We start from the raw sequence: 21809 nt of genomic DNA on the forward strand, positions 1-21809 counted from the left end.
GTGTCCGATGCCGATCTGACCGCCACCCCCCTTACCGCCGAGAAGATCCAGCCGTGGCTCGTCGAGCGCGTGGCGCATTACGCCATGATTCCCGCCGAGGAGATCGAAGCCGATGTCCCGCTGGCGCAATACGGGCTGGATTCGGTGTACGCCTTCGCGTTGTGCGGGGACATCGAGGACACGCTCGGCCTGCTCGTCGAGCCCATCCTGCTCTGGGACGTCGACACCGTCGCCGCGCTCACCACCCATCTCGCCAAGCTGGCCGCTGTATGAGTGGTCTGGACCTCCCGCTGACCTCGGGTCAGCTCGGCATCTGGTACTCCCAGCGACTCGCGCCGGAGAGCCCGGCCTACAACATCGCCGAGTACCTGGAGATCCGCGGCGAGGTGGACGTCGCCCTGCTCGTCGCGGCCTTGCGCCGGACCCTGGCGGAGGCCCAGACTTATCAGCTCCGGTTCCGGCTGGAGGACGGGACACCCCGGCAATACCTCGACGCCTCGATGGAGCACCGGATCCACGTGGCGGATCTCAGTGCCTCGCCGGATCCCCTTGGGGCGGCCGAAGAATGGATGGCGGCCGATCTGGACCGGCCGGTGGATCTCTTCGCGGGCCCGCCGTCCGCCCATGCCGTGTTCCGGCTCGGGCCGGACCGGGTCGTCTGGTACCAGCGCGTGCACCACCTCGTCCTCGACGGGACGAGCCTTTCGACGTTCGCGGCCCGTGTCGCGGACGTCTACACGGCACTCGCCGCCGGCCGGGAACCGGAAAACGGTGTTCTGAAGCCACTTTCGATCCTCCTCGACGCCGATCGCGCCTACCGCGATTCCGCCGATTCCGCACGGGACCGGCGTTTCTGGCTCGACGCGCTGTCGGATCTGCCGGATCCCACCGGGACGGACCGGACCCGGGACCTGCCTGGGCGCCCGGTCCTGTGGGCCGAGGAGATCGACGCGGACGAAGCCGCCCGGCTGAAGGCGGCGGCACGGGGGCTGCGGACGAGCTTCGCCGGGCTGGTGCTGTCCGCGGCCGCTCTGTACCGGCAGCGGACGACGGGGGATCGCGACGTCGTCCTCGGGCTGCCGGTCAGCGGGCGGATCACCCCACGGGAACTCGGGATCCCGGGGATGACGTCCAATGTGGTGCCGCTGCGGCTGGCGATCCCGCGCGGCGGCACCGTCGGCGCCTTCGTCCGGCAGACCTCGCGCGCGGTGTTCGACTGCCTGCGCCATCAGCGGTACCCGTACGGGAAGATCCTCGCCGACCGCGGCCTCGTCGGCCGGGGATCACTGCGATCCCTGAGCGTCAACGTGATGTCCCTCGGCCGTCCACTGCGCTTCGCCGACGCCGTCGCCACCCGGGCCGGCCTGTCGAGCGGGCCTGTCGAGGATCTGGGCATCGACGTCTTCGAGCGTGCGATGGGCGGTGGTGTCCAGCTGCTCGTCGAGCTGAATCCCGCGCTGCACGATCCGGCGGCGGGACCGGAGATCGCGCGCAGGTTCCGCCGGACGCTGAATCGCTTGGCGGCCGCGTCGCCTGCCGAGCGCCTGGACCGGATCGACGTCCTCGGCGACGACGAACGGCGACGTCTGCTGGTGGACTGGAACCACACCGGCACCGGGGACACCGATGCGACGGCGCTCGACCGCTTCCAGGAGCACGTCGCGCGCACCCCGGACGCGGTGGCGGTGGTGTGCGGCGAGGCGGAACTCACCTATCGCGAGCTGGCCGACCGCGCACACGTACTGGCTGGCTCGCTCGTGGAGCGCGGCGTCGGCACCGAGTCGGTGGTCGCCGTCTGCCTGCCACGCGGACCCGAGCTGCTCGCCGCGATCCTGGCGACCTGGCTGGCCGGGGCGGCGTACGTGCCGATCGACCCGGACCATCCCGCCGAACGCTCGGAGTTCACGCGCGCCGACAGCGGTGCCACCGTGGTGATCGGGCCCGGTGGCGTCTCCGGCCACGGGGAATCCCGGGCACCCGCGCCGGCCGTAGTGCCCGGCCAGCTGGCGTACGTGATGTACACGTCCGGTTCGACGGGCGTGCCGAAGGGCGTCGCGGTCACTCACGCGGGGCTGGCGAACTACCTCGCGTGGGCGGTCGAGTTCTACCGGATCGGTACGGGGGACCGGGTTCCGCTGCACTCGTCGCTCGCGTTCGATCTCACGGTGACCAGCGTGCTGGCGCCGCTCGTATGCGGCGGCACGGTGGTGATCAGTACCGAAGGCGGCCCCGAGGGACTGGCCGAGCTGATGCGGGCCGCCGGGGACGACGGGTTCGGGCTGGTGAAGGTGGTGCCGGGGCACCTGCCCTTGCTGGCCGAAACGCTGACGGCGGACGGGCGGGCGTCGGCGCGGCGGCTGGTGGTGGGCGGAGCGGCGCTCCCCGGCGCCGACGTACGGGACTGGCTGGCGGCCGCCCCGGGCACGGTCGTGGTCAACGAGTACGGGCCGACCGAGACGGTGGTCGGCTGTTGTGTGTTCGAGCTGACCGCCGGGCATCCGGTGGACGACGCGGTGCCGATCGGCAGGCCGATCGCCAACACCCGGCTCTATGTGCTGGACGACGCGCTGGGCCTGGCCCCACCGGGAGTGCTGGGCGAGCTGTACGTGGCCGGAGCGGGGCTGGCGCGGGGTTACGCGGGCCGTCCGGGACTCACCGCGGAACGGTTCGTGGCCTGCCCGTTCGACGGCGCGGCGGGACGGATGTACCGGACGGGCGATCTGGCGCGGTGGACCGCGGACGGGGTCCTGGAGTTCTTCGGCCGCGTCGACGAGCAGATCAAGATCCGCGGATACCGGGTCGAGCCCGGCGAGATCGAGGCGGTGCTGGCCCGGCATCCGGCGGTCGCTCGGGCGGTCGTGGTGGCCACCGACGAACCGGGCGATCGCGCGCGGCTGATCGCCTACGTGGTGCCGTCGGCCGGGGCGGAGGTGGACGCGCCGGAGCTGCGCCGGTTCACCGCGCGGGTGCTGCCGGACCACATGGTGCCCTCGGCGGTGCAGGTGCTTGCGGAGATTCCGTTGTCTCCCAGCGGAAAGGTGAATCGCCGGGCTTTGCCGGTGCCTGCGGTGGTGGTGTCGGACCGCGCGCCCCGCTCCCCGCGGGAGGCGATTCTCTGCCGGCTGTTCGCCGAGGTGCTCGGGCTGGCGAAGGTGGGTGTCGACGACGATTTCTTCGCACTGGGCGGGCATTCGCTGGCCGCCACCCGGCTGATCGGCCGCATCCGGGCCACTCTCGGCCTGGAAGTGCCGATGCGGACCCTGTTCCGGGCACCCACGATGGCGGAGCTGGCCGCCGGACTGGACGGCCACGCCGCCGCCCGCCCGCCGTTGCGCGCGGTGCCGCGTCAGGAGCCCGTGCCCCTTTCCCCGGCACAGCGGCGCTTGTGGTTCCTGCACCGGATGCAGGGCCGGTCGGCGACCTACAACGCTCCACTGGGACTGCGGATCACCGGCGCGCTGGACGCCGCGGCCCTCGAGGCGGCGCTGGCCGACGTGGTCGCGAGGCACGAGGCCTTGCGCACCGTGTTCCCCGAAGCGGATGGCATGGCGGTCCAGCGGATCCTCGGCCCCGGCGAGGCCCGGCCGCGGCTGGTGGTGCACGAGGGCGGCGGTCCGGAGCAGTGGGCGTCGGCCGCTCGTCACGTGTTCGACCTGGCCACGGAATTGCCGCTGTGGGCCGAATTGTTCGCGGTGGGGCCGGACGAGCAGCTGCTGGTCCTGGTCGTCCACCACATCGCGGGCGACGCCTGGTCGACGCGGCCGCTGGCGCGTGACCTCGCCGCCGCGTACGCCGCCAGGAGCCAGGGCGAGGCGCCGCGGTTGCCGGGACCGCCGGTGCGGTATGCGGACTACACGGTGTGGCAGCACACCTTCCTGGGCCGGGAAGACGATCCGGAGAGTGTGCTCGGCCGCCAGCTGGGCTACTGGCGGGAGCGGCTGGCCGGACTGCCGGTGCGGCTGAGGCTGCCCACCGACCGGCCGCGTCCGGCCGTGGCGACCCAGCGTGGGGACCTGCTGTCGTTCCGGCTGACGCCCGCCCTGCACCGGGATCTGATGGACCTCGCCAGTGAACGCGGGGCCACCCTGTTCATGGTGGTGCACGCGGCCTTGGCCGCGCTGCTGGCCGGGCTCGGCGCGGGGGACGACATCCCGCTGGGAGCACCGATCGCCGGCCGTCACGACGCGGCACTGGACGACCTGGTCGGCTGCTTCGTCAACACGCTGGTGCTGCGCGCCGACGTCTCCGGCGATCCGACCTTCCACGACCTCCTTCTGCAGGTCCGGGAAACGGACCTGGCCGCGTACGACAACCAGGACGTCCCGTTCGAACACCTGGTGGAGGTGCTCAATCCCGAACGCTCCCCGGCACACCACCCCCTCTTCCAGGTCGGCCTGACCCTGCAGGAGGCGGAGTTCGCGACCTTCGAGCTACCGGGCCTCGAAACCCGGCCGGAACCACTCGGCACCGGCACGGCCCGGTTCGACCTGATGTTCGGCCTTGCCGATCGCTACGGGGACGACGGCGCGCCCGCCGGTGTCGAAGGGACAGTCGAGTACGCCACCGATCTCTTCGACGCCGCAACGGTTCGGACGCTGGTGGACCGGCTGACCCGGCTGCTGGAGCAGGTGGCCGAGGATCCCGGACGGCGGGTGGGTGCTCTCGACCTGCTGTCTCCCGGAGAACGCCGATGGCTGCTGGACGAGGTCCACGACGAGGCCCCGGAAACAGCCGAGGCGACGCTGCCCCAGCTTTTCGAGGCGCAGGTGGCGAGGACGCCGGACGCGATCGCTGTCACGGCGGGCGATGTCGGGTTGTCGTATGCGGAGTTGGACGCACGCGCGAATGCCTTGGCCCATCGGTTGGTGGCTCGGGGTGTCGGCCCGGAGTCCGTGGTGGGTGTGGTCGCTCGGCGGTCGGCCGAGCTGGTGGTGTCACTGCTGGGGGTGCTCAAGGCCGGGGCTGCGTATGTGCCGGTGGATCCGGACGCTCCGGCGGAGCGGAGGGGATTCGTACTGGCGGACGCGGCCGCGGCGTGTGTGGTCGCGACGGCGGACTGTGTTTCGGTGGTGCCTGAGGGTGTTCCGGTTGTGGTGGTGGACGGGGCACTGTCGGAGGTCGGTCCGGCCGTGTCTGTGGTGCCGTCTCATGCGGCGTATGTGATTTATACGTCGGGTTCGACGGGGATGCCGAAGGGTGTGGTGGTTCCGCATCGGAATGTGGTGGCGTTGTTCGCGGCGACCAGGGATTTGTTCGGGTCCGGTGAGGTGTGGTCGTGGTTCCATTCGTTCGCGTTCGATTTCTCGGTGTGGGAGATCTGGGGTGCGTTGCTGCATGGCGGGCGTGTCGTGGTGGTGCCGTTCGAGGTGTCGCGGTCGCCGCGGGAGTTCGCGGAGTTGCTGGAGCGCGAACGGGTCACGATGCTCAGTCAGACGCCATCGGCGTTCTTTTCGTTGCTGGACAACGAATTCGGAATCGGTGGTCTGGGCGGACTGCGGACGGTGGTCTTCGGCGGGGAAGCGCTGGAGCCCACGCGGTTGACGGAATGGTGGGCACGGTTCGGCGATTCCGGTCCCCGCTTGGTGAACATGTACGGGATCACCGAGACCACGGTGCACGTGACACATTTCGACGTCGCCCGGGAGACCGAGGGAAGTGTGATCGGCCGGGGTCTCCCTGGTTTGTCGGTGTATGTGCTGGACGAAGGGTTGCGCCCGGTACCCGCGGGTGTCGTGGGTGAGTTGTACGTGGCCGGGGCCCAGTTGGCGCGGGGTTACGCGCGCCGTCCGGGCCTGACGAGTGAGCGTTTCGTGGCCTGCCCCTACGGTGCTCCGGGCGCCCGGATGTACCGCACGGGGGACAGGGCACACCGGACCGGCGACGGCGATCTGGTGTTCGCCGGGCGGGTGGACGACCAGGTCCAGATCCGCGGCCACCGGGTCGAGCCGGGGGAGGTCCAGGCCGTGCTCGCCGGGCATCCGGCGGTCGCCCAGGCCGTCGTGACGGCACGGGAGGACCTGCCGGGCGACCTGCGGCTGGTCGGCTACGTCGTGCCCACCCGGGACGCCAAGGACACCGGCACCGCCGGGGAGATCGCCGCGAAGGTCCGCGCGCACGTCGCGGCGCGGCTCCCCGGTTACCTGTGCCCGTCGGCCGTCACGGTGCTCGACGCCTTGCCGAGCACCCCCAACGGCAAGGTCGACGTCGCCGCGTTGCCCGCACCGGATTACGCGGCGGCCCGCCGCAGGAGCCGGGGTCCCGCGAACGAGCGCGAAGCGGCCCTGTGCGCGGCCTTCGCCGAGACCCTGGCCGTACCCGAGGTCGGCGCGGAGGACGACTTCTTCCTGCTCGGCGGCCATTCCCTGCTCGCCACCAGGCTCGTCGCCCGGGTCCGCGCGTCGCTGGGGACGGAACTGCCGATCGAGGAACTGTTCGCGACTCCCACCCCGGCCGGGCTCGCCGCCTGGCTCGCCGAGCACGGCGACCGGACCGAACGGGTCAGGCCCGCGCTGCGGCGGATGCGTCACTCGAGGAGAGGCCGATGATTCCCGCGTCGTTCGCACAACAGCGGTTGTGGTTGCAGTGGCGGATCGAAGGAGCGGGCGCCACCTACAACAGCCCGACGATCCTGCACCTGACCGGACCGCTGGACCGGGCGGCACTGGCCGCCGCGCTGCGTGACGTGATCATCCGCCACGAGGCGCTGCGCACGGTCTTCCCCGAGGTGGACGGTGGGCCGCGCCAGCGGATCGTGGAACCCGGTGAGCTGTCCTGGGATCTGCCGGTGGTGTGCGTGACGGGAACCGGGGATCCGGCCGTGCACCCGGGTATCCCGTCTTTGCGGGACCTGGAATGGGGTCAGCCCGCGGAGCTGCCGTCGGTCGAGGCGGCCGCCGAGCCGCCCGGTGCGGAGATCGACGCGAGTGAGCTGCCGGGCGCGGTGGCCCGGGTGGCGGCCCACCCGTTCGACCTGTCCGCCGAGATCCCGGTGCGTGCCTGGTTGTTCGCGCGGGCCCCGGAATCGCATGTGCTCGTGGTGGTCGTCCACCACATCGCCACCGACGGCTGGTCGGCGGGCCCGTTCGCACGGGACCTCGCCGCCGCCTGCACGGCACGGCTAGCGGGCAGGGAACCGGAGTGGGCGGAGCTGCCCGTGCAGTACGCCGACTACACGCTGTGGCAGCGGGAACTGCTCGGCTCGGAGAACGATCCGGAAAGCCTGCTGTCGCGGCAGATCGGCTATTGGCGCGACGAGCTGGCCGGCGTCCCCGAGGAGCTGAACCTCCCCGCCGATCGCCCGCGTCCGGTGGAACCGTCCCATCGCGGGCACGCGATCGGGGTCGGCGTGCCGGCGGCGGTGCACGGCGAACTCGTCGCGCTGGCCCGCGGACGCCGTGCCACGCTGCCGATGCTGCTCCAGGCCGGGCTCGCGGTGACGCTGTCCCGGCTCGGCGCGGGGCACGACATCCCCCTCGGCACCCCGATCGCCGGTCGTTCCGACGAGGCCCTCGACGATCTGATCGGCTTCTTCGTCAACACCCTGGTGGTCCGGGCCGATCTGTCCGGCAAGCCGACGTTCGGCGAGGTGATCGACCGCGTGCGCGCCACCGCGGTGCGCGCCTTCGCCCACCAGGACGTGCCGTTCGAGCGGCTCGTCGAGGAACTTGCCCCCGTCCGCGCGCTCGCCCGTCACCCCCTGTTCCAGGTCGTCCTGGCACCGCTGGACGACGGCGCCGCCCCCGAGGTCCCGGGCCTGCGTGCCGAGGTGCTCTCGATCGGCCGGACGACGGCCAAATTCGATCTGGAGGTGAACCTGGGCGAGGTCTTCGACGAAACGGGTGCCCCGGCGGGGATCCGCGGTGTGGTCACCGGCTCGGCCGACCTGTTCGACGCGCGCACGGTGGCCCGGATCGCGGGCTATCTGGTGCGGGTGCTGACGGCCATGGCCGCGAACCCGGACCTGCCCGTCGATGCGGTGGAGCTCCCGGACGCCGCCGAACGTGCCCGGCTGGTGGAGGAGTGGAACGCGACGGAAGTGTCCACTTCGGACATCTCGATACCGGAGGCGTTCGCCGGACAGGTGACGGCGGATCCGGCCGCGACGGCGGTCGCGTGGGACGGCGGCGAATACACCTACGGAGAACTCGACGCGCGTTCCGGCCGGCTCGCGCGGACGCTGGTGGCCGCCGGGGCGGGGCCGGACTCGCCGGTCGCGGTGCTGATGGAGCGCTCGGCCGACCTGGTGGTGGCGTTGCTGGCGATCCTCAAGACCGGTGCCGCCTTCGTCCCGCTCGATGCGGGCTGGCCGGAAGCCCGGATGCGGGTGGTCCTCGAAGACGCGGGCGCCGGGGTGCTGGTGACGCACGAGGCGACCACCTCGGCCGACCTGGGGATCGCCGTGATCCGGGCGGACGCCGAGGCGGACGCGGCCGCGGAGCTGCCGGACATGATCCTGCCCGCGGCCGCGGCGTACGTGATGTACACGTCGGGGTCGACCGGGGTGCCGAAGGGCGTGGTGGCGACGCATCGGGATGTGGTGCGTCTGGCGATGGATCGTTGCTGGGGTGTGACGCCGCGGGTGTTGTTCCACGCACCGCACGCCTTTGACGCGTCGTCGTACGAGTTGTGGGTGCCCTTGCTGTCGGGCGGCACGGTCGTCGTGGCGCCCGTCGAGCGGATGGACGCCGCCGTGCTGCGCCGCTTGATCACCGGGCATGCCCTGTCGCACGCGCACGTGACGGCCGGTCTGTTCCGGGTGCTGGCGGACCGGGATCCGGAGTGCTTTTCCGGACTGCGTGAGGTGCTGACGGGTGGTGACGTGGTTCCGGCCGGTTCGGTGCGACGGGTGCTGGAGGCCAATCCCGGGGTGGTGGTGCGGCAGTTGTACGGGCCGACCGAGGTGACGTTGTGCGCCACGCAGCACGAGAGCGGTGCCCCGGACGAGGTCGGCGGGGTGCTGCCGATCGGGCGGCCACTCGACAACACCCGCGTGTACGTGCTCGACGAGGGATTGTGCCCGGTCCCGGTGGGGGTCGCCGGTGAGCTGTACGTGGCCGGAACCGGTGTGGCGCGGGGTTACCTGAACCGTCCACTATGGACTGCCGAGCGGTTCGTGGCGTGTCCCTTCGGTGGCGCGGGCGAGCGGATGTACCGCACGGGTGATCTGGTCCGCTGGTCCCCGGACGGCCGTCTGGTGTTCGCCGGCCGGGCGGACGAGCAGGTGAAGATCCGCGGGTTCCGGGTCGAGCCCGCCGAAGTCGAGGCCGTGCTCGCCGGGCATCCGGCGATCGCGCAGGCCGCGGTCATCGTCCAAGAGGACACCTCCGGCGGGAAACGGCTGATCGGCTACCTGGTACCCGAGGTCCAGGGCGCGGCCGTCGCCGAGACCGCGCGCGAGTACGTGGCCGAGCGCCTGCCCTCTTACCTCGTGCCCTCGGCACTGATCGAGCTGGACGTCCTGCCCCTGACCGTCAACGGCAAGGTGGATCGCGCGGCACTTCCCGCTCCCGAGTACGAGTCCGGTACCGGTCGCGCGCCCGGCACCGTGCGCGAGGAGCTGCTGTGCCAGGCGTTCGCCGAGGTGCTGGAACTCCCCGCCGTCGGCGTCGACGACGACTTCTTCGCCCTCGGCGGCCATTCGCTGCTCGCGGTCTCGGTGGTCGAATGGCTGCGGCAGCGCGGGGTCTCGGTGTCGATGCGGGCCTTGTTCGTGACGCCGACCCCGGCCTCGCTGGCGGCCGTCGCGGGGCCCGAGCCGGTGCCGGTGCCCGCCAATCTCATCCCCGAAGGCGCGACGGAACTCACGCCGGACATGCTGCCCCTGGTCGACCTGACCGGCGAAGAGATCGCCCGCATCGTGGCGACCGTTCCGGGCGGCGCGGCGAACGTGCAGGACGTCTACCCGCTGGCGCCGTTGCAGGAAGGCATCTTCTTCCACCACCTGATGGCCGACCGGCACGGTGACGACGTCTACGCGATGCCGTTCACCCTGCGGCTGGACACCCGGGACCGGCTGACCGCGCTGCTCGACGCCCTGCAGCGGGTCGTCGACCGGCACGACGTGTACCGCACGGCGATCGTCCGGGAAGGCCTGCCGGAGCCGGTCCAGGTGGTGTGGAGGCACGCCGAACTGCCGGTCACCGAAGGCCCCCTCGACGACGGCGGGTGGATGGAGCTGGCCCGGGCACCGCTGCTGAGCGTCCGTGTCACACCCGATCCCAGCGGTGACGGCTGGCTGGCCTTGCTGCGCATGCATCACTTGATCCAGGACCACACCGCGCTGGAAGTGGTCCTGGACGAGATCAAGGCGTTCATGGAAGGACGGGCCGGGGCGCTACCGGCTCCCGTGCCGTTCCGTGACTTCGTGGCGCAGGCCCGGCTGGGCATGTCCGCCGAGGACCACGAACGGCATTTCGCCGGCTTGCTGGGCGACGTGACCGAGACCTGCGCTCCCTACGGGTTGCTGGACGTGCACGGTGACGGCGCGGGGATCACGCGGGGCCGGTTGCCGGTGGACGACCAGCTGGCCGAGCGGATCCGGGAGGTGGCGCGGTCTCGGGGCGTGAGTCCCGCGACGCTCTTCCACGTCGCGTGGGCGCGGGTACTGGCGTCCGTGTCCGAGCGCCAGGACGTCGTGTTCGGCACGGTGCTGCTGGGCCGCGCGAGCGCGGGCGCGGACCGCGTGCCCGGCCTGTTCATGAACACGCTGCCGGTCCGGGTCAAGACCGCCGGGCAGACCGTCGGCGAGGCGCTGACCGGGATGCGTGACCAGCTCGCCGACCTGATGGTGCACGAGCACGCACCCTTGACGCTGGCGCAGGCCGCCAGTGGCCTGTCCGGCGGCGGCCCCTTGTTCACCTCGATCTTCAACTACCGGCACCTCCGACGGGACGTCGAACAGACGGGCACCGGCATTGAAGGCGTCGAGGCCCTGCGGGCGGAAGACCCGACGAACTACCCGCTCGACATCTCCGTGAACCAGAGCCCCACCGGCTTCGACCTCGTCGTGGAGGCGGTGGCGCCGGTGGATCCGGTGCGGGTGTGCGCGCTGCTGCACGCCTGTGTCGGGAACCTGATCACCGCGCTGGTGGATGCCCCGGACCGGGGGCTCGCGACGGTGTCGATCCTGGATCCCGAATTCAGCGAGCTGCTTCGTGAGGTCAATGACACCACGGTCGCGGTGCCGGGTGGGGTGGTGCCGGATTTGTTCGCGGAGTGTGTGGCGCGTTGTGCGGATTCGGTGGCGTTGGTGGGTGGCGGTGTCGAGTTGAGTTATGCCGAGGTCGACGCCTGGGCGAATCGGTTGGCGCGGAGGTTGATTGCGGCGGGTGTGGGGCCGGAGTCGGTGGTGGCTGTGGTTCTGGAGCGTTCGCCGGAGTTGGTGGTCGCTGTTTTGGCGGTGTTAAAAGCTGGTGGTGCGTATTTGGGGATTGATCCGGATCTGCCGGGGGAGCGGGTTCGGTTTCTGGTGGAGGATTCGGCCGCGGGTGTGGTGGTGGGTGGTGGGGGGCTGAAGGGGCCTTTCGTTGCGTCGTATGCGGTGAAGGGCGCTTTCGTCGCGTGGGATGAGGTGAAAGCGTCCTTCACCTCCCCGGTCGCCCCGGTGACCGACATCGACCGGATTGCGCCGTTGTTGCCGGGGCATCCGGCGTATGTGGTGTATACGTCGGGGTCGACTGGGGTGCCGAAGGGTGTGGTTGTTTCTCATCGTGGGTTTGTGAATTTGTCGGTGAGTCATGGTCGGTTTGGGGTGGGTCCGGGGTCTCGGGTGGCGCAGTTCGCGTCGTCGGGTTTTGACATGTTCTGTGAGGAGTGGTTGCTGGCGTTGCTGTCGGGGGCGGCGTTGGTGATTGTGCCGCCGGAGCGGCGTTTGGGTGCGGAGTTGGCGGGGTTCTTGGCCGAGTTCGGGGTGACGCATGCGACGCTGCCGCCCGCCGCGGTGTCGACGTTGCCGAGCCTTCCCCCGGATTTCGTGCTGGACGTGGGCGGAGAGGCGCTGCCCGCCGAGCTGGTTTCGCGGTGGGCCACCGATCACTTGATGTTCAACAGTTACGGTCCGGCCGAAACCACGGTGAACGCGGCGGTATGGCGCTGCGGAGCCGACGTCGAGCCCGGCGATCCGGTGCCGATCGGCAGGCCGATCGCCAACACCCGGGTCTACGTCCTGGACGACGCGCTGGAGCCCGTCCCGGCCGGGGTGGGCGGTGAGCTGTACGTGGCCGGTGCCGGTTTGGCGCGGGGCTATGCGGGCCGCGCGGGACTGACCGGCGAGCGGTTCGTGGCTTGTCCGTTCGAGGCAGGACAGCGGATGTATCGCACGGGAGATCGGGTGCGGTGGACCTCCGAGGGTGAGCTGGTGTTCCTGGGGCGTACCGACGATCAGGTGAAGATCCGCGGTTTCCGGGTCGAGCCAGGAGAGATCGAAAGCGTGCTACTGACGCATCCGGACGTCGAGCAGGCCGTGGTGATCGCCAGGGAAGACACACCGGGCGATGTCCGGCTGGCGGGCTATGTCGTGGGTAGCGGCGTGCCGGTCGAGGAGGTGGGTGCCTTCCTGACCGAGCGGCTGCCGTCGTACCTGGTGCCGTCGGCGATCATCTCCCTTGACGCGTTTCCGTTGACCCCCAATGCGAAACTCGATCGCAAGGCACTGCCAGCTCCGGACTTCGCGGGCCTCGTCGGTTCCGGCCGCGCACCGGCGAACGCGCGGGAGGAGATCCTCTGCGCCGCGTTCGCGGACGTGCTGGGCTTGGAACGAGTCGGTGTCGACGACGACTTCTTCGCGCTGGGCGGGCATTCGCTGCTCGTGGTGTCGCTGGTGGAATGGCTGCGACGCCGTGGCGTGTCGGTGTCGGTGCGGACGCTCTTCTCGATGCCGACTCCGGCCGGGCTGGCCGCGGTGGCGGGCCCGGAACCAGTGGTGGTCCCGCCGAACCTGATTCCGGACGGCGCCACCGAGTTGCGGCCCGAGATGGTGACACTGCTCGAGCTGACCGAGGCCGAGATCGCGCGGGTGGTCGAGGCGGTTCCGGGTGGGGCGCCGAACATCCAGGACGTGTATCCGCTGGCGCCGTTGCAGGAAGGCATCTTCTTCCATCATCTGCTGGCAGGCAGCGACGGCATCGACGTGTACGTGACCCCGTCGGTGCTGCACTTCGACTCGCGAGACCGTCTCGACTCCTTCCTCGACGCGTTGCGACAGGTCGTGAAGCGCAACGACGTGTACCGCACGGCGATCGTCTGGGAGGGGATGCGGGAACCGGTGCAGGTGGTGGTTCGCCACGCGGAGCTGCCGGTCGCCGAAGAATCCGCGGCCCGGGTACTCGCGGCGGACGGCGGGCGGCTCGACCTCGGCCGCGCTCCGCTGATGGACGTGCGCGTCGCGGCGGACGAAGACACCGGCGGATGGCTGGCGCTGGTGCGCGTCCACCACCTGGTGCAGGACCACACGGCCTCGGACGTCCTGCTCGACGAGGTGCGGGCGTTCATGACCGGACAGGGCGGAAACCTGCCCGCACCGGTCCCGTTCCGCGAGTTCGTGGCACAGGCGCGGTTGGGGGTGCCGCGCGAGGACCACGAGCGGTACTTCGCCGAGCTGCTGACGGACGTCGCCGAGACGACCGCGCCGTACGGCCTCACGGACGTACTCGGTGACGGGACTACGGCAGCGGAAGGCAGGCTGGCCATGGACGCCTGCCTGGCGGACCGAGTGTGGGACGTGGCGCGGACCCTCGGGGTCAGCCCGGCGACGGTGTTCCACCTGGCGTGGGCCCGCGTGCTCGGGGCGGTGTCCGGCCGGGGCGACGTCGTGTTCGGAACCGTCCTCTTCGGACGGATGAACGCCGGTGCCGCCGCGGACCGGGTGTCGGGCTTGTTCATCAACACGCTCCCGGTCCGGGTGGACCTCGCCGGGCAGACCGTCGCCGGCGCGCTGACCGGCCTGCGTGATCAGCTCGCCGACCTGATGGTGCACGAGCACGCGCCACTGGCGTTGGCGCAGGCGGCCAGCGGCCTGTCCGGCAGCCCGCTGTTCACCTCGATCTTCAACTACCGCCACGTTCAGGACGTCGGAACCGGCGAGTCCGAAATGGACGGTGTCCAGGTTCTTTCCGTGCGGGAACACACCAATTATCCGCTCGACGTCTCGGTGGACCAGGGCGTCACCGGTTTCGATCTGGTCGTGGAGGCGGTGGCGCCGGTGGATCCGGTGCGGGTGTGCGCGTTGCTGCATGCCTGTGTCGAGAACCTGGTCATCGCGCTGGTTGAGGCTCCGGAGCGCAGGCTCGCGACCGTGCCGGTCGTGGATCCCGAGTTCAGTGATCTGCTGCGTGAGGTCAATGACACGGCGGTCGCGGTGCCGGACGGTGTGGTGCCGGATCTGTTCGCGGAGCAGGTGGTGCGTTCCGCGACCTCGACGGCGTTGGTCGGTGCGGGTGCCGAGCTGAGCTATGGGGAAGTCGACGCTCGGGCGAATCGGCTGGCGCGGAAGCTGATCGCCGGTGGAGTGGGACCGGAGTCGGTGGTGGCTCTGGTATTGGACCGTTCGCCGGAGTTGATGGTCGCGGTCCTGGCGGTGCTGAAGGCCGGTGGCGCCTACCTCGCGATCGATCCGGCCCTCCCGCCGGAGCGGATCCGGTTCATGCTGGAGGATTCTTCGGCGGCGCTGGTGCTGGATTCGCCCGGGTACGTGGCCGAGGCCGCCGGATTCGACGCCGGCCCGGTGACCAACGCCGATCGGGTTTCGCCTTTGCTACCGGGACATCCGGCGTATGTCGTGTACACCTCGGGGTCGACCGGGACGCCGAAGGGTGTGGTCGTCACCCACCGGGGTTGCGTGAATCTGTCGGCGAGCCACGGTCGTTTCGGGGTGGGCCCGGGATCTCGGGTGGCCCAGTTCGCGTCGTCGGGTTTCGACCTTTTCTGCGAAGAGTGGCTGTTGGCTCTCCTGTCCGGGGCCGCGCTGGTGATCGTGCCGCCGGAGCGGCGGCTGGGTGCCGAGCTGGCCGGGTTCCTCACCGAGGCCGGGGTGACGCACGCGTCGTTGCCGCCCGCGGTGGTGGCGACGATGCCTGACGGCGTGCTGGATCCGGCGTTCGTGCTGGATGTCGGGGGTGAGGCGTGTCCGCCGGAGCTGGTCGAACGCTGGACTTCGGACGGCCGCACGATGTTCAACACCTATGGCCCGAGCGAGGTGACTGTCGACGCGACCGCGTGGCGGTGCCGTCCGTACGCGGGCCCTGGCGCGGTGCCGATCGGCCGCCCCATCGCCAATACCCGGGCCTACGTCCTGGACGACGCGCTGGAGCCGGTTCCGGCCGGGGTGGGCGGTGAGCTGTACCTGTCCGGGACCGGTTTGGCGCGGGGATACGCGGGCCGCGCGGGGCTGACCGGCGAGCGGTTCGTGGCGTGCCCGTTCGAACCCGGCCAGCGGATGTACCGCACCGGGGACCGGGTGCGGTGGAACGCCGACGGCGAGTTGGTGTTCCTGGGGCGTACCGATGACCAGGTGAAGATCCGTGGTTTCCGGGTGGAGCCGGGTGAGATCGAAAGCGTCCTGCTGACGCATCCGGACGTCGAGCAGGCCGTTGTGATCGCCCGGGAAGACACTCCGAACGACCTTCGGCTGGTCGGCTATGTGATTCCGGCCGACACAGTGTCCATTGAGGACTTAAGGTCCTTTCTGGCCGAGCGGCTGCCCGCGTACCTGGTGCCGTCGGCGATCGTCGCTCTCGACGCGTTTCCGTTGACGAACAATGCGAAACTCGACCGCAAGGCACTTCCCGCACCCGACTTCGCGGGCCTCGCGGGCGCCGGTCGCGCGCCGGTGAACGCGCGGGAGGAGACCCTCTGCGCCGCGTTCGCGGACGTGCTGGGCCTGGAGCGAGTCGGTGTCGATGACGACTTCTTCGCGCTCGGCGGGCATTCGCTGCTGGCGGTGTCACTGGTGGAATGGCTGCGTCAGCGGGGGATTTCGGTGTCGGTGCGGACGCTGTTCCTGACGCCGACCCCGGCCGGGCTGGCCGCGGCCGCCGGGGCCGAGCGGGCCGACGTACCGCCGAACCTGATCCCGGACGGCGCCACCGAGCTGACACCGGCGATGCTGCCGCTGGCCGATCTGACCGTGGAAGAGGTCGCGCGCGTGGTCGCGGCGGTTCCCGGTGGCGTGCCGAATATCCAGGACGTGTATCCGCTGGCGCCGTTGCAGGAAGGCATCTTCTTCCACCACCTGATGTCCGGCCGGGACGGCACGGACGTCTACGCGACACCGACGGTGCTGGCCGTGGACAGCCTGGAGCGGGTGGACGACCTGCTGAGGGCGTTGCGCTGGGCGATCGACCGGCACGACATCTACCGCACCGCCGTCCTGTCCGACGGGCTCCGGGAGCCGGTACAGGTGGTCACCCGCCGCGCCTGGCTGCCGGTCGAGGAGGTCGTCTTCGACCCGCAGGGCCCGGATCCGGTCGATCAGTTGCTGTCCGCGAGCGAATCCGCCATCGACCTGACCAGGGCGCCCCTCCTGCGGGTGTGGATGCTGGCGGCCCCGGACGGCGGATGGTTGGTGCTGCTGCGCATCCACCACCTGATCCAGGACCACACCACCTTCGACGTGCTGCTCGACGAACTCCGTGCGTTCCTCTCCGGGCAGGCGGACCGGATGCCGCCGCCCGCCCGTTTCCGTGACTTCGTCGCGCAGGCGCGGCGCGGAGCGTCCACAGAGGACCACGAACGCTATTTCGCCCAGCTCCTCACCGGTGTCGACGAAACCACCGCTCCCTACGGCCTCACGAATGTCTACGGCGACGGCACCGGCTCAGCGCAGGTCCGGTTGCCGGTGGACGCCACGCTGACCGGGCGGTTGCGCGCACTGGCGCGGACGTTCGGGGTGAGTCCGGCGACACTGTTCCACCTGGCGTTCGCGCGGGTACTCGGGACGTTGTCCGGGCGGGACGACGTCGTGTTCGGCACCGTCCTGTTCGGACGGATGAACTCCGGCGCCGGTCGCACCCCGGGGCTGTTCATCAACACGCTGCCGGTGCGGGTGCGCCTGGCCGGCCCGAGCGTGGCCGAGGCCCTCACGGCGGTACGCCGCCAGCTCGCCGAGCTGATGGTCCACGAACACACCCCGCTCGCCACGGCGCAACGGGCCGGTGGGGTCACCGGGACGGGCCCCTTGTTCACCGCGCTGTTCAACTACCGGCACAACCAGTCCGCCGAGCAGGACTCGGGCGGCGGGCTCGACGGTGTGACCCCGGTGCTGGTGCGGGACTACTCGAACTATCCGATGGTCGTGTCGGTGGACGACGACGGGACCGGTTTCGAGCTGGAGGTGGAGGCCGCCACCGTGGTCGACCCGGCCTGGGCGGGCGAACTCATGCTCACGTGCGCCGAGAGCCTAGCGACCGCCCTGGAACAGGCCCCGGGCACCGCTTTGTCCACAGTGGACGTGGTGGGTACCGCCGAGCGGGAGCGGATCCTCGCGGAGTGGAACGACACCGCGGTCCCTGGTCCCGGCGGGTCGTTGCCGGAGGTCTTCGCGGCGTGCGTCGCGGCGGACCCGGACGCGATCGCCGTGGTGGAGGCCGGCCGCGAACTCACTTACCGCGACCTGGACGCGCGTTCGGACCGGCTCGCGCGGGTGCTCGCCGGTGGCGGGATCGGCCCGGAACCGGTGTTCGCCGTGCTGATGGAACGGTCCGCCGAGCTGGTCGTGGCCGCCCTCGCCGCACTGAAGGCCGGTGGGGTGTACCTGCCGCTGGACCCGGCCTGGCCGCCGGATCGGACGCGTTCGGTGCTGAAGGACTCGGGTGCCTGCCTGCTGGTGGTGAGCGAGGCGATGGCGGGGCAGGACCTCGGTGTCGCGGAAGTGCGGGCGGACGCCGGGACGGACCAAGGCGTACTGCCGGTCGTCCGGGAAGCCGCCGCGGCGTACGTGATGTACACGTCGGGGTCGACCGGCGTGCCGAAGGGTGTGGTGGCCTCGCACCGGGATGTCGTGGCGTTGGCGAAGGATCGCTGCTGGGGTGAGCCGTCACGGGTGTTGTTCCACGCACCGCACGCTTTCGACGCGTCGTCGTACGAGTTGTGGGTGCCGTTGTTGTCCGGTGGAACGGTGGTGGTGGCACCGGACGAACGCGTCGGCGCGACCATGCTGCGGCGGCTGATCGCGGACCACGCCCTGACGCACGTGCACGTGACGGCGGGTCTGCTGCGCGTGCTCGTCGACGAGGACGCGGCTTGCTTCGCCGGTCTGCGTGAGGTGCTGACGGGTGGTGACGTGGTTCCCGCCGGTTCGGTGCGGCGGGTGCTGGAGTCGAATCCCGGGGTGGTCGTGCGGCAGTTGTACGGCCCGACCGAGGTGACGTTGTGCGCCACCCAGCACGAGAGCGATACCCCGGACGAGGTCGGCGGGGTACTGCCGATCGGACGGCCGCTGGACAACACCCGCGTCTACGTGCTGGACGACGCTCTCGACGTGGTCCCGGTGGGCGTGGCCGGCGAACTGTACGTGGCCGGAGCGGGTGTCTCGCGGGGTTATCTCCATCGTCCTTTGTGGACCGCCGAGCGGTTCGTGGCCTGCCCGTTCGACGGCGCGGGTGGCCGGATGTACCGCACGGGGGACCGGGTGAAGTGGGACGCCGAGGGACGGCTGGCGTTCGTCGGCCGGGCGGACGGTCAGGTGAAGATCCGCGGCTTCCGGGTCGAGCCGGGGGAGGTCGAGGCCGTGCTCGCCGGGCATCCGGCGGTCGCGCAGGCCGCGGTCGTCGTCCGGGAAGACGTTCCCGGTGACAAGCGGCTCGTCGGCTACGTGGTACCCCGGGACTTCCCTGACGTCGAACCATGGCGGAGCTACCTGTCCGAGCGTTTGCCGGACTATCTCGTGCCGTCGGCGTTCGTGGAACTGGACCGTTTCCCGGTGACGGGCAACGGGAAGGTGGACCGGACGGCCTTGCCCGCGCCCGAGTACCGGGCCGGTGCGGGCCGGGCGCCGGCGAACGCCACGGAAGAGCTGCTGTGCCAGGCCTTCGCGGAAGCGCTGGCGCTGCCGTCGGTCGGGGTGGAGGACGACTTCTTCGCTCTCGGCGGGCATTCGCTGCTGGCGATGCGGCTGGTGAGTCAAGTGCGCCTGGCGCTGTCGGTCGAGGTGCCGTTGCGCACGCTGTTCGACGCCCCGACCCCCGCGCGCCTGGCGGCCCGGCTCACCGAGGTGACCGAGCCGGGCCGGGTGGCGCTGGTGGCGCGGGAGCGGCCGGAACCGATGCCGTTGTCGTTCGCGCAGCGCCGGTTGTGGTTCCTGGGCCGGTTGGAGGGCCCGAGTCCCACCTACAACATCCCGGTGGCGCTGCGCCTGACCGGGCCGCTGGACCGGGAGGCTTTCGCGGCGGCGTTGCGCGACGTGGTCGGGCGGCACGAGGTGCTGCGCACCGTGTTCCGGACCGCCGGGGGAGAGCCGTACCAGTGCGTGCTTCCGGTGGAGGAGTCCGCGTTCGCGCTGAACGTGGCCGAGGTGGCGGCCGGGGAGCTCGACGACGCGATCGCCGAAGCCGCCGGGCACGCGTTCGATCTCGCCGCCGAGCCGCCGATCCGGGCGTCGTTGTTCCCGGTGACGCCGGAGGAACACGTCTTCGTCCTGGTCGTGCACCACATCGCGGGCGACGGCTGGTCGATGGAACCCCTGGCCCACGACCTGTCCACGGCGTACGCGGCGCGGCTGGCCGGTGGGAGCCCGGCCTGGAAGCCGCTCCCCGTCCAGTACGCCGATTACACGTTGTGGCAACGGGAACTGCTCGGCGAGAACCTCATGGCGCGGCAGATCGCGTACTGGCGCGACGCGCTCGACGGCGCACCGGAGGAGCTGGACCTGCCCGCCGACCGGCCCCGGCCCGCGGAGAGTTCGCGCCGCGGGCATCCGGCCGGGGTCGAGATCCCGGCGGACCTGCACCGCGCGCTGTCGGAGCTGGCGCGCGCCAAGGGCGTGACCGTGTTCATGGCGCTGCAGGCGGGGCTCGCCGTGACCCTCTCGCGCCTGGGGGCGGGCACGGACATCCCGATCGGCGTCGCGGTGGCGGGACGGACCGACCAGGCTCTGGACGAGCTGGTGGGCTTTTTCGTCAACACCCTCGTCCTGCGCACCGACCTGTCCGGCGAGCCCAGCTTCGCCGAGGTGCTCGGCCGCGTCCGCGAGACCTCGCTGTCCGCGTTCGCGCATCAGGACGTCCCGTTCGAACGGCTGGTGGAGGAGCTGGCCCCGGTCCGCTCGCTCGCCCGGCATCCGTTGTTCCAGGTGTTGATGACCCTGCAGAACACCGGCCGCGCCGGGGAGCCGCTACTGGACCTGCCGGGGCTACAGGCCGTGGCGCTGCCTTCGGTGGTCAAGTCGCTCGAGGTCGACCTCGATCTGAGCCTCGGCGAGAACTTTGACGAGGCGGGCGCGCCGGCCGGGATCAGCGGCACTCTCCTCGTCTCCGCCGACCTGTTCGACTCCCGCACCGCCGCGCTGCTGACGGATCGGCTGGTCCGGGTGCTGCGGACGATGGCACGGGATCCGGGCGCCTCGATCGCCTCGGTGGACGTGCTCGCGGCGGGCGAACGCCGTCGGATCCTGACGGAGTGGAACGCGATGCCGGTGGCCGTCCCGGAGGTGTCGGTACCGGAGGCGTTCGCGCGCCGGGCGGTCGCCGATCGCGACGCGGTGGCCGTGATCGCCGACGGCGTCCGGCTCGGCTACGGCGAACTGGACGCGCGGGCCGACCGGCTGGCGCGGGTGCTGGCCGCTTCGGGAGTGGGACCGGAGTCGGTCGTCGCGGTGCTGCTGGAGCGCTCGGCCGACGTCGTGGTGACCCTGCTGGCGGTGCTGAAGGCCGGTGGCGCCTATCTGCCGCTGGACACCGGCTGGCCGGTCGCGCGGATGCGCGCCGTGGCCGAGGACGCGGGCGCCGGGGTGCTGGTGATGCACGACGAGACGGCTCAGCACGACCTCGGGATCCCGGCGATCCGGGCGGACGCCGGGACGGACGTCGCGGTGGATCTTCCCGGCGCGGTCTCACCGGACGGCGCCGCGTACGTGATGTACACGTCGGGTTCGACCGGGACGCCGAAGGGTGTGGTGGTGAGCCACCGGGACGTCGTGCGGCTGGCGAAGGATCGCTGCTGGGGCGCGACACCGCGGGTGCTGTTCCACGCGCCGCACGCCTTCGACGCGTCGTCGTACGAGCTGTGGGTGCCGTTGCTGTCGGGCGGCACGGTGGTGGTGGCACCCGTGGAGCGGATGGACGCGACCGTCCTGCGGCGGCTGATCGCGGACCACACGCTCTCGCACGTGCATGTCACGGCGGGTCTGTTCCGGGTGCTCGCCGATCAGGAGCCGCGGTGTTTCGCCGGGCTGCGTGAGGTGCTGACGGGCGGCGACGTGGTCCCGGCGGACGCGGTGCGCCGAGTGCTGGAAGCCAATCCGGGTGTGCGGGTGCGGCAGTTGTACGGGCCGACCGAGGTAACGTTGTGCGCGACCCAGTACGAGGTGGCGGATCCCGGTGCGGTGGCGGGCGTCCTGCCGATCGGGCGGCCACTCGACAACACCCGCGTGTACGTGCTGGACGAGGGATTGCGGCCGGTCCCGGTGGGAGTCGCCGGTGAACTGTACGTGGCAGGCGCGGGTGTCGCGCGCGGTTACCTGAATCGTCCTTTGTGGACGGCGGAGCGGTTCGTGGCGTGTCCGTTCGGCGGACCCGGCGAACGGATGTACCGCACGGGCGACCGGGTGAAGTGGGATTCCGCCGGGCGGCTGGTGTTCGTCGGCCGCGTGGACGAGCAGG

The 21809-nt window shown here is 71.0% G+C and carries 3 protein-coding genes (1 of these 3 cut by a window edge); all 3 read left to right on the top strand.

The genetic code is table 11. The annotated features are described in order from the left end of the window. Tightly spaced (each overlapping or abutting the next), the 3 genes in view from SD37_RS16650 to SD37_RS43755 form a layout consistent with a single transcriptional unit that may run on beyond the window. Positions 1 to 273 (top strand): acyl carrier protein, encoded by a 273-nt coding sequence (locus tag SD37_RS16650; RefSeq protein ID WP_044850635.1) that lies wholly within the window; start codon positions 1 to 3, stop codon positions 271 to 273. Beyond that, a complete protein-coding gene (locus tag SD37_RS16655; protein ID WP_052674848.1) occupies positions 270 to 6545 on the top strand; it encodes a non-ribosomal peptide synthetase in 6276 nt (2091 codons plus the stop codon). The genes SD37_RS16650 and SD37_RS16655 overlap by 4 nt, the downstream gene beginning before the upstream one ends. Further along, positions 6542 to 21809 carry the 5' portion of a non-ribosomal peptide synthetase gene (locus SD37_RS43755; RefSeq protein WP_065912851.1) on the top strand. It continues 5750 nt past the right edge of the window, so the window shows 15268 of its 21018 coding nt (coding positions 1–15268); its start codon is at positions 6542 to 6544; the stop codon falls past the right edge of the window. The genes SD37_RS16655 and SD37_RS43755 overlap by 4 nt, the downstream gene beginning before the upstream one ends.

Source organism: Amycolatopsis orientalis (assembly GCF_000943515.2).
Classification (GTDB): Bacteria; Actinomycetota; Actinomycetes; order Mycobacteriales; family Pseudonocardiaceae; genus Amycolatopsis; species Amycolatopsis orientalis.

Bases quoted from the DNA above. Each gene is read 5' to 3' on its own strand.
- SD37_RS16655 (WP_052674848.1), top strand. From the start codon at position 270: ATGAGTGGTCTGGACCTCCCGCTGACCTCGGGTCAGCTCGGCATCTGG.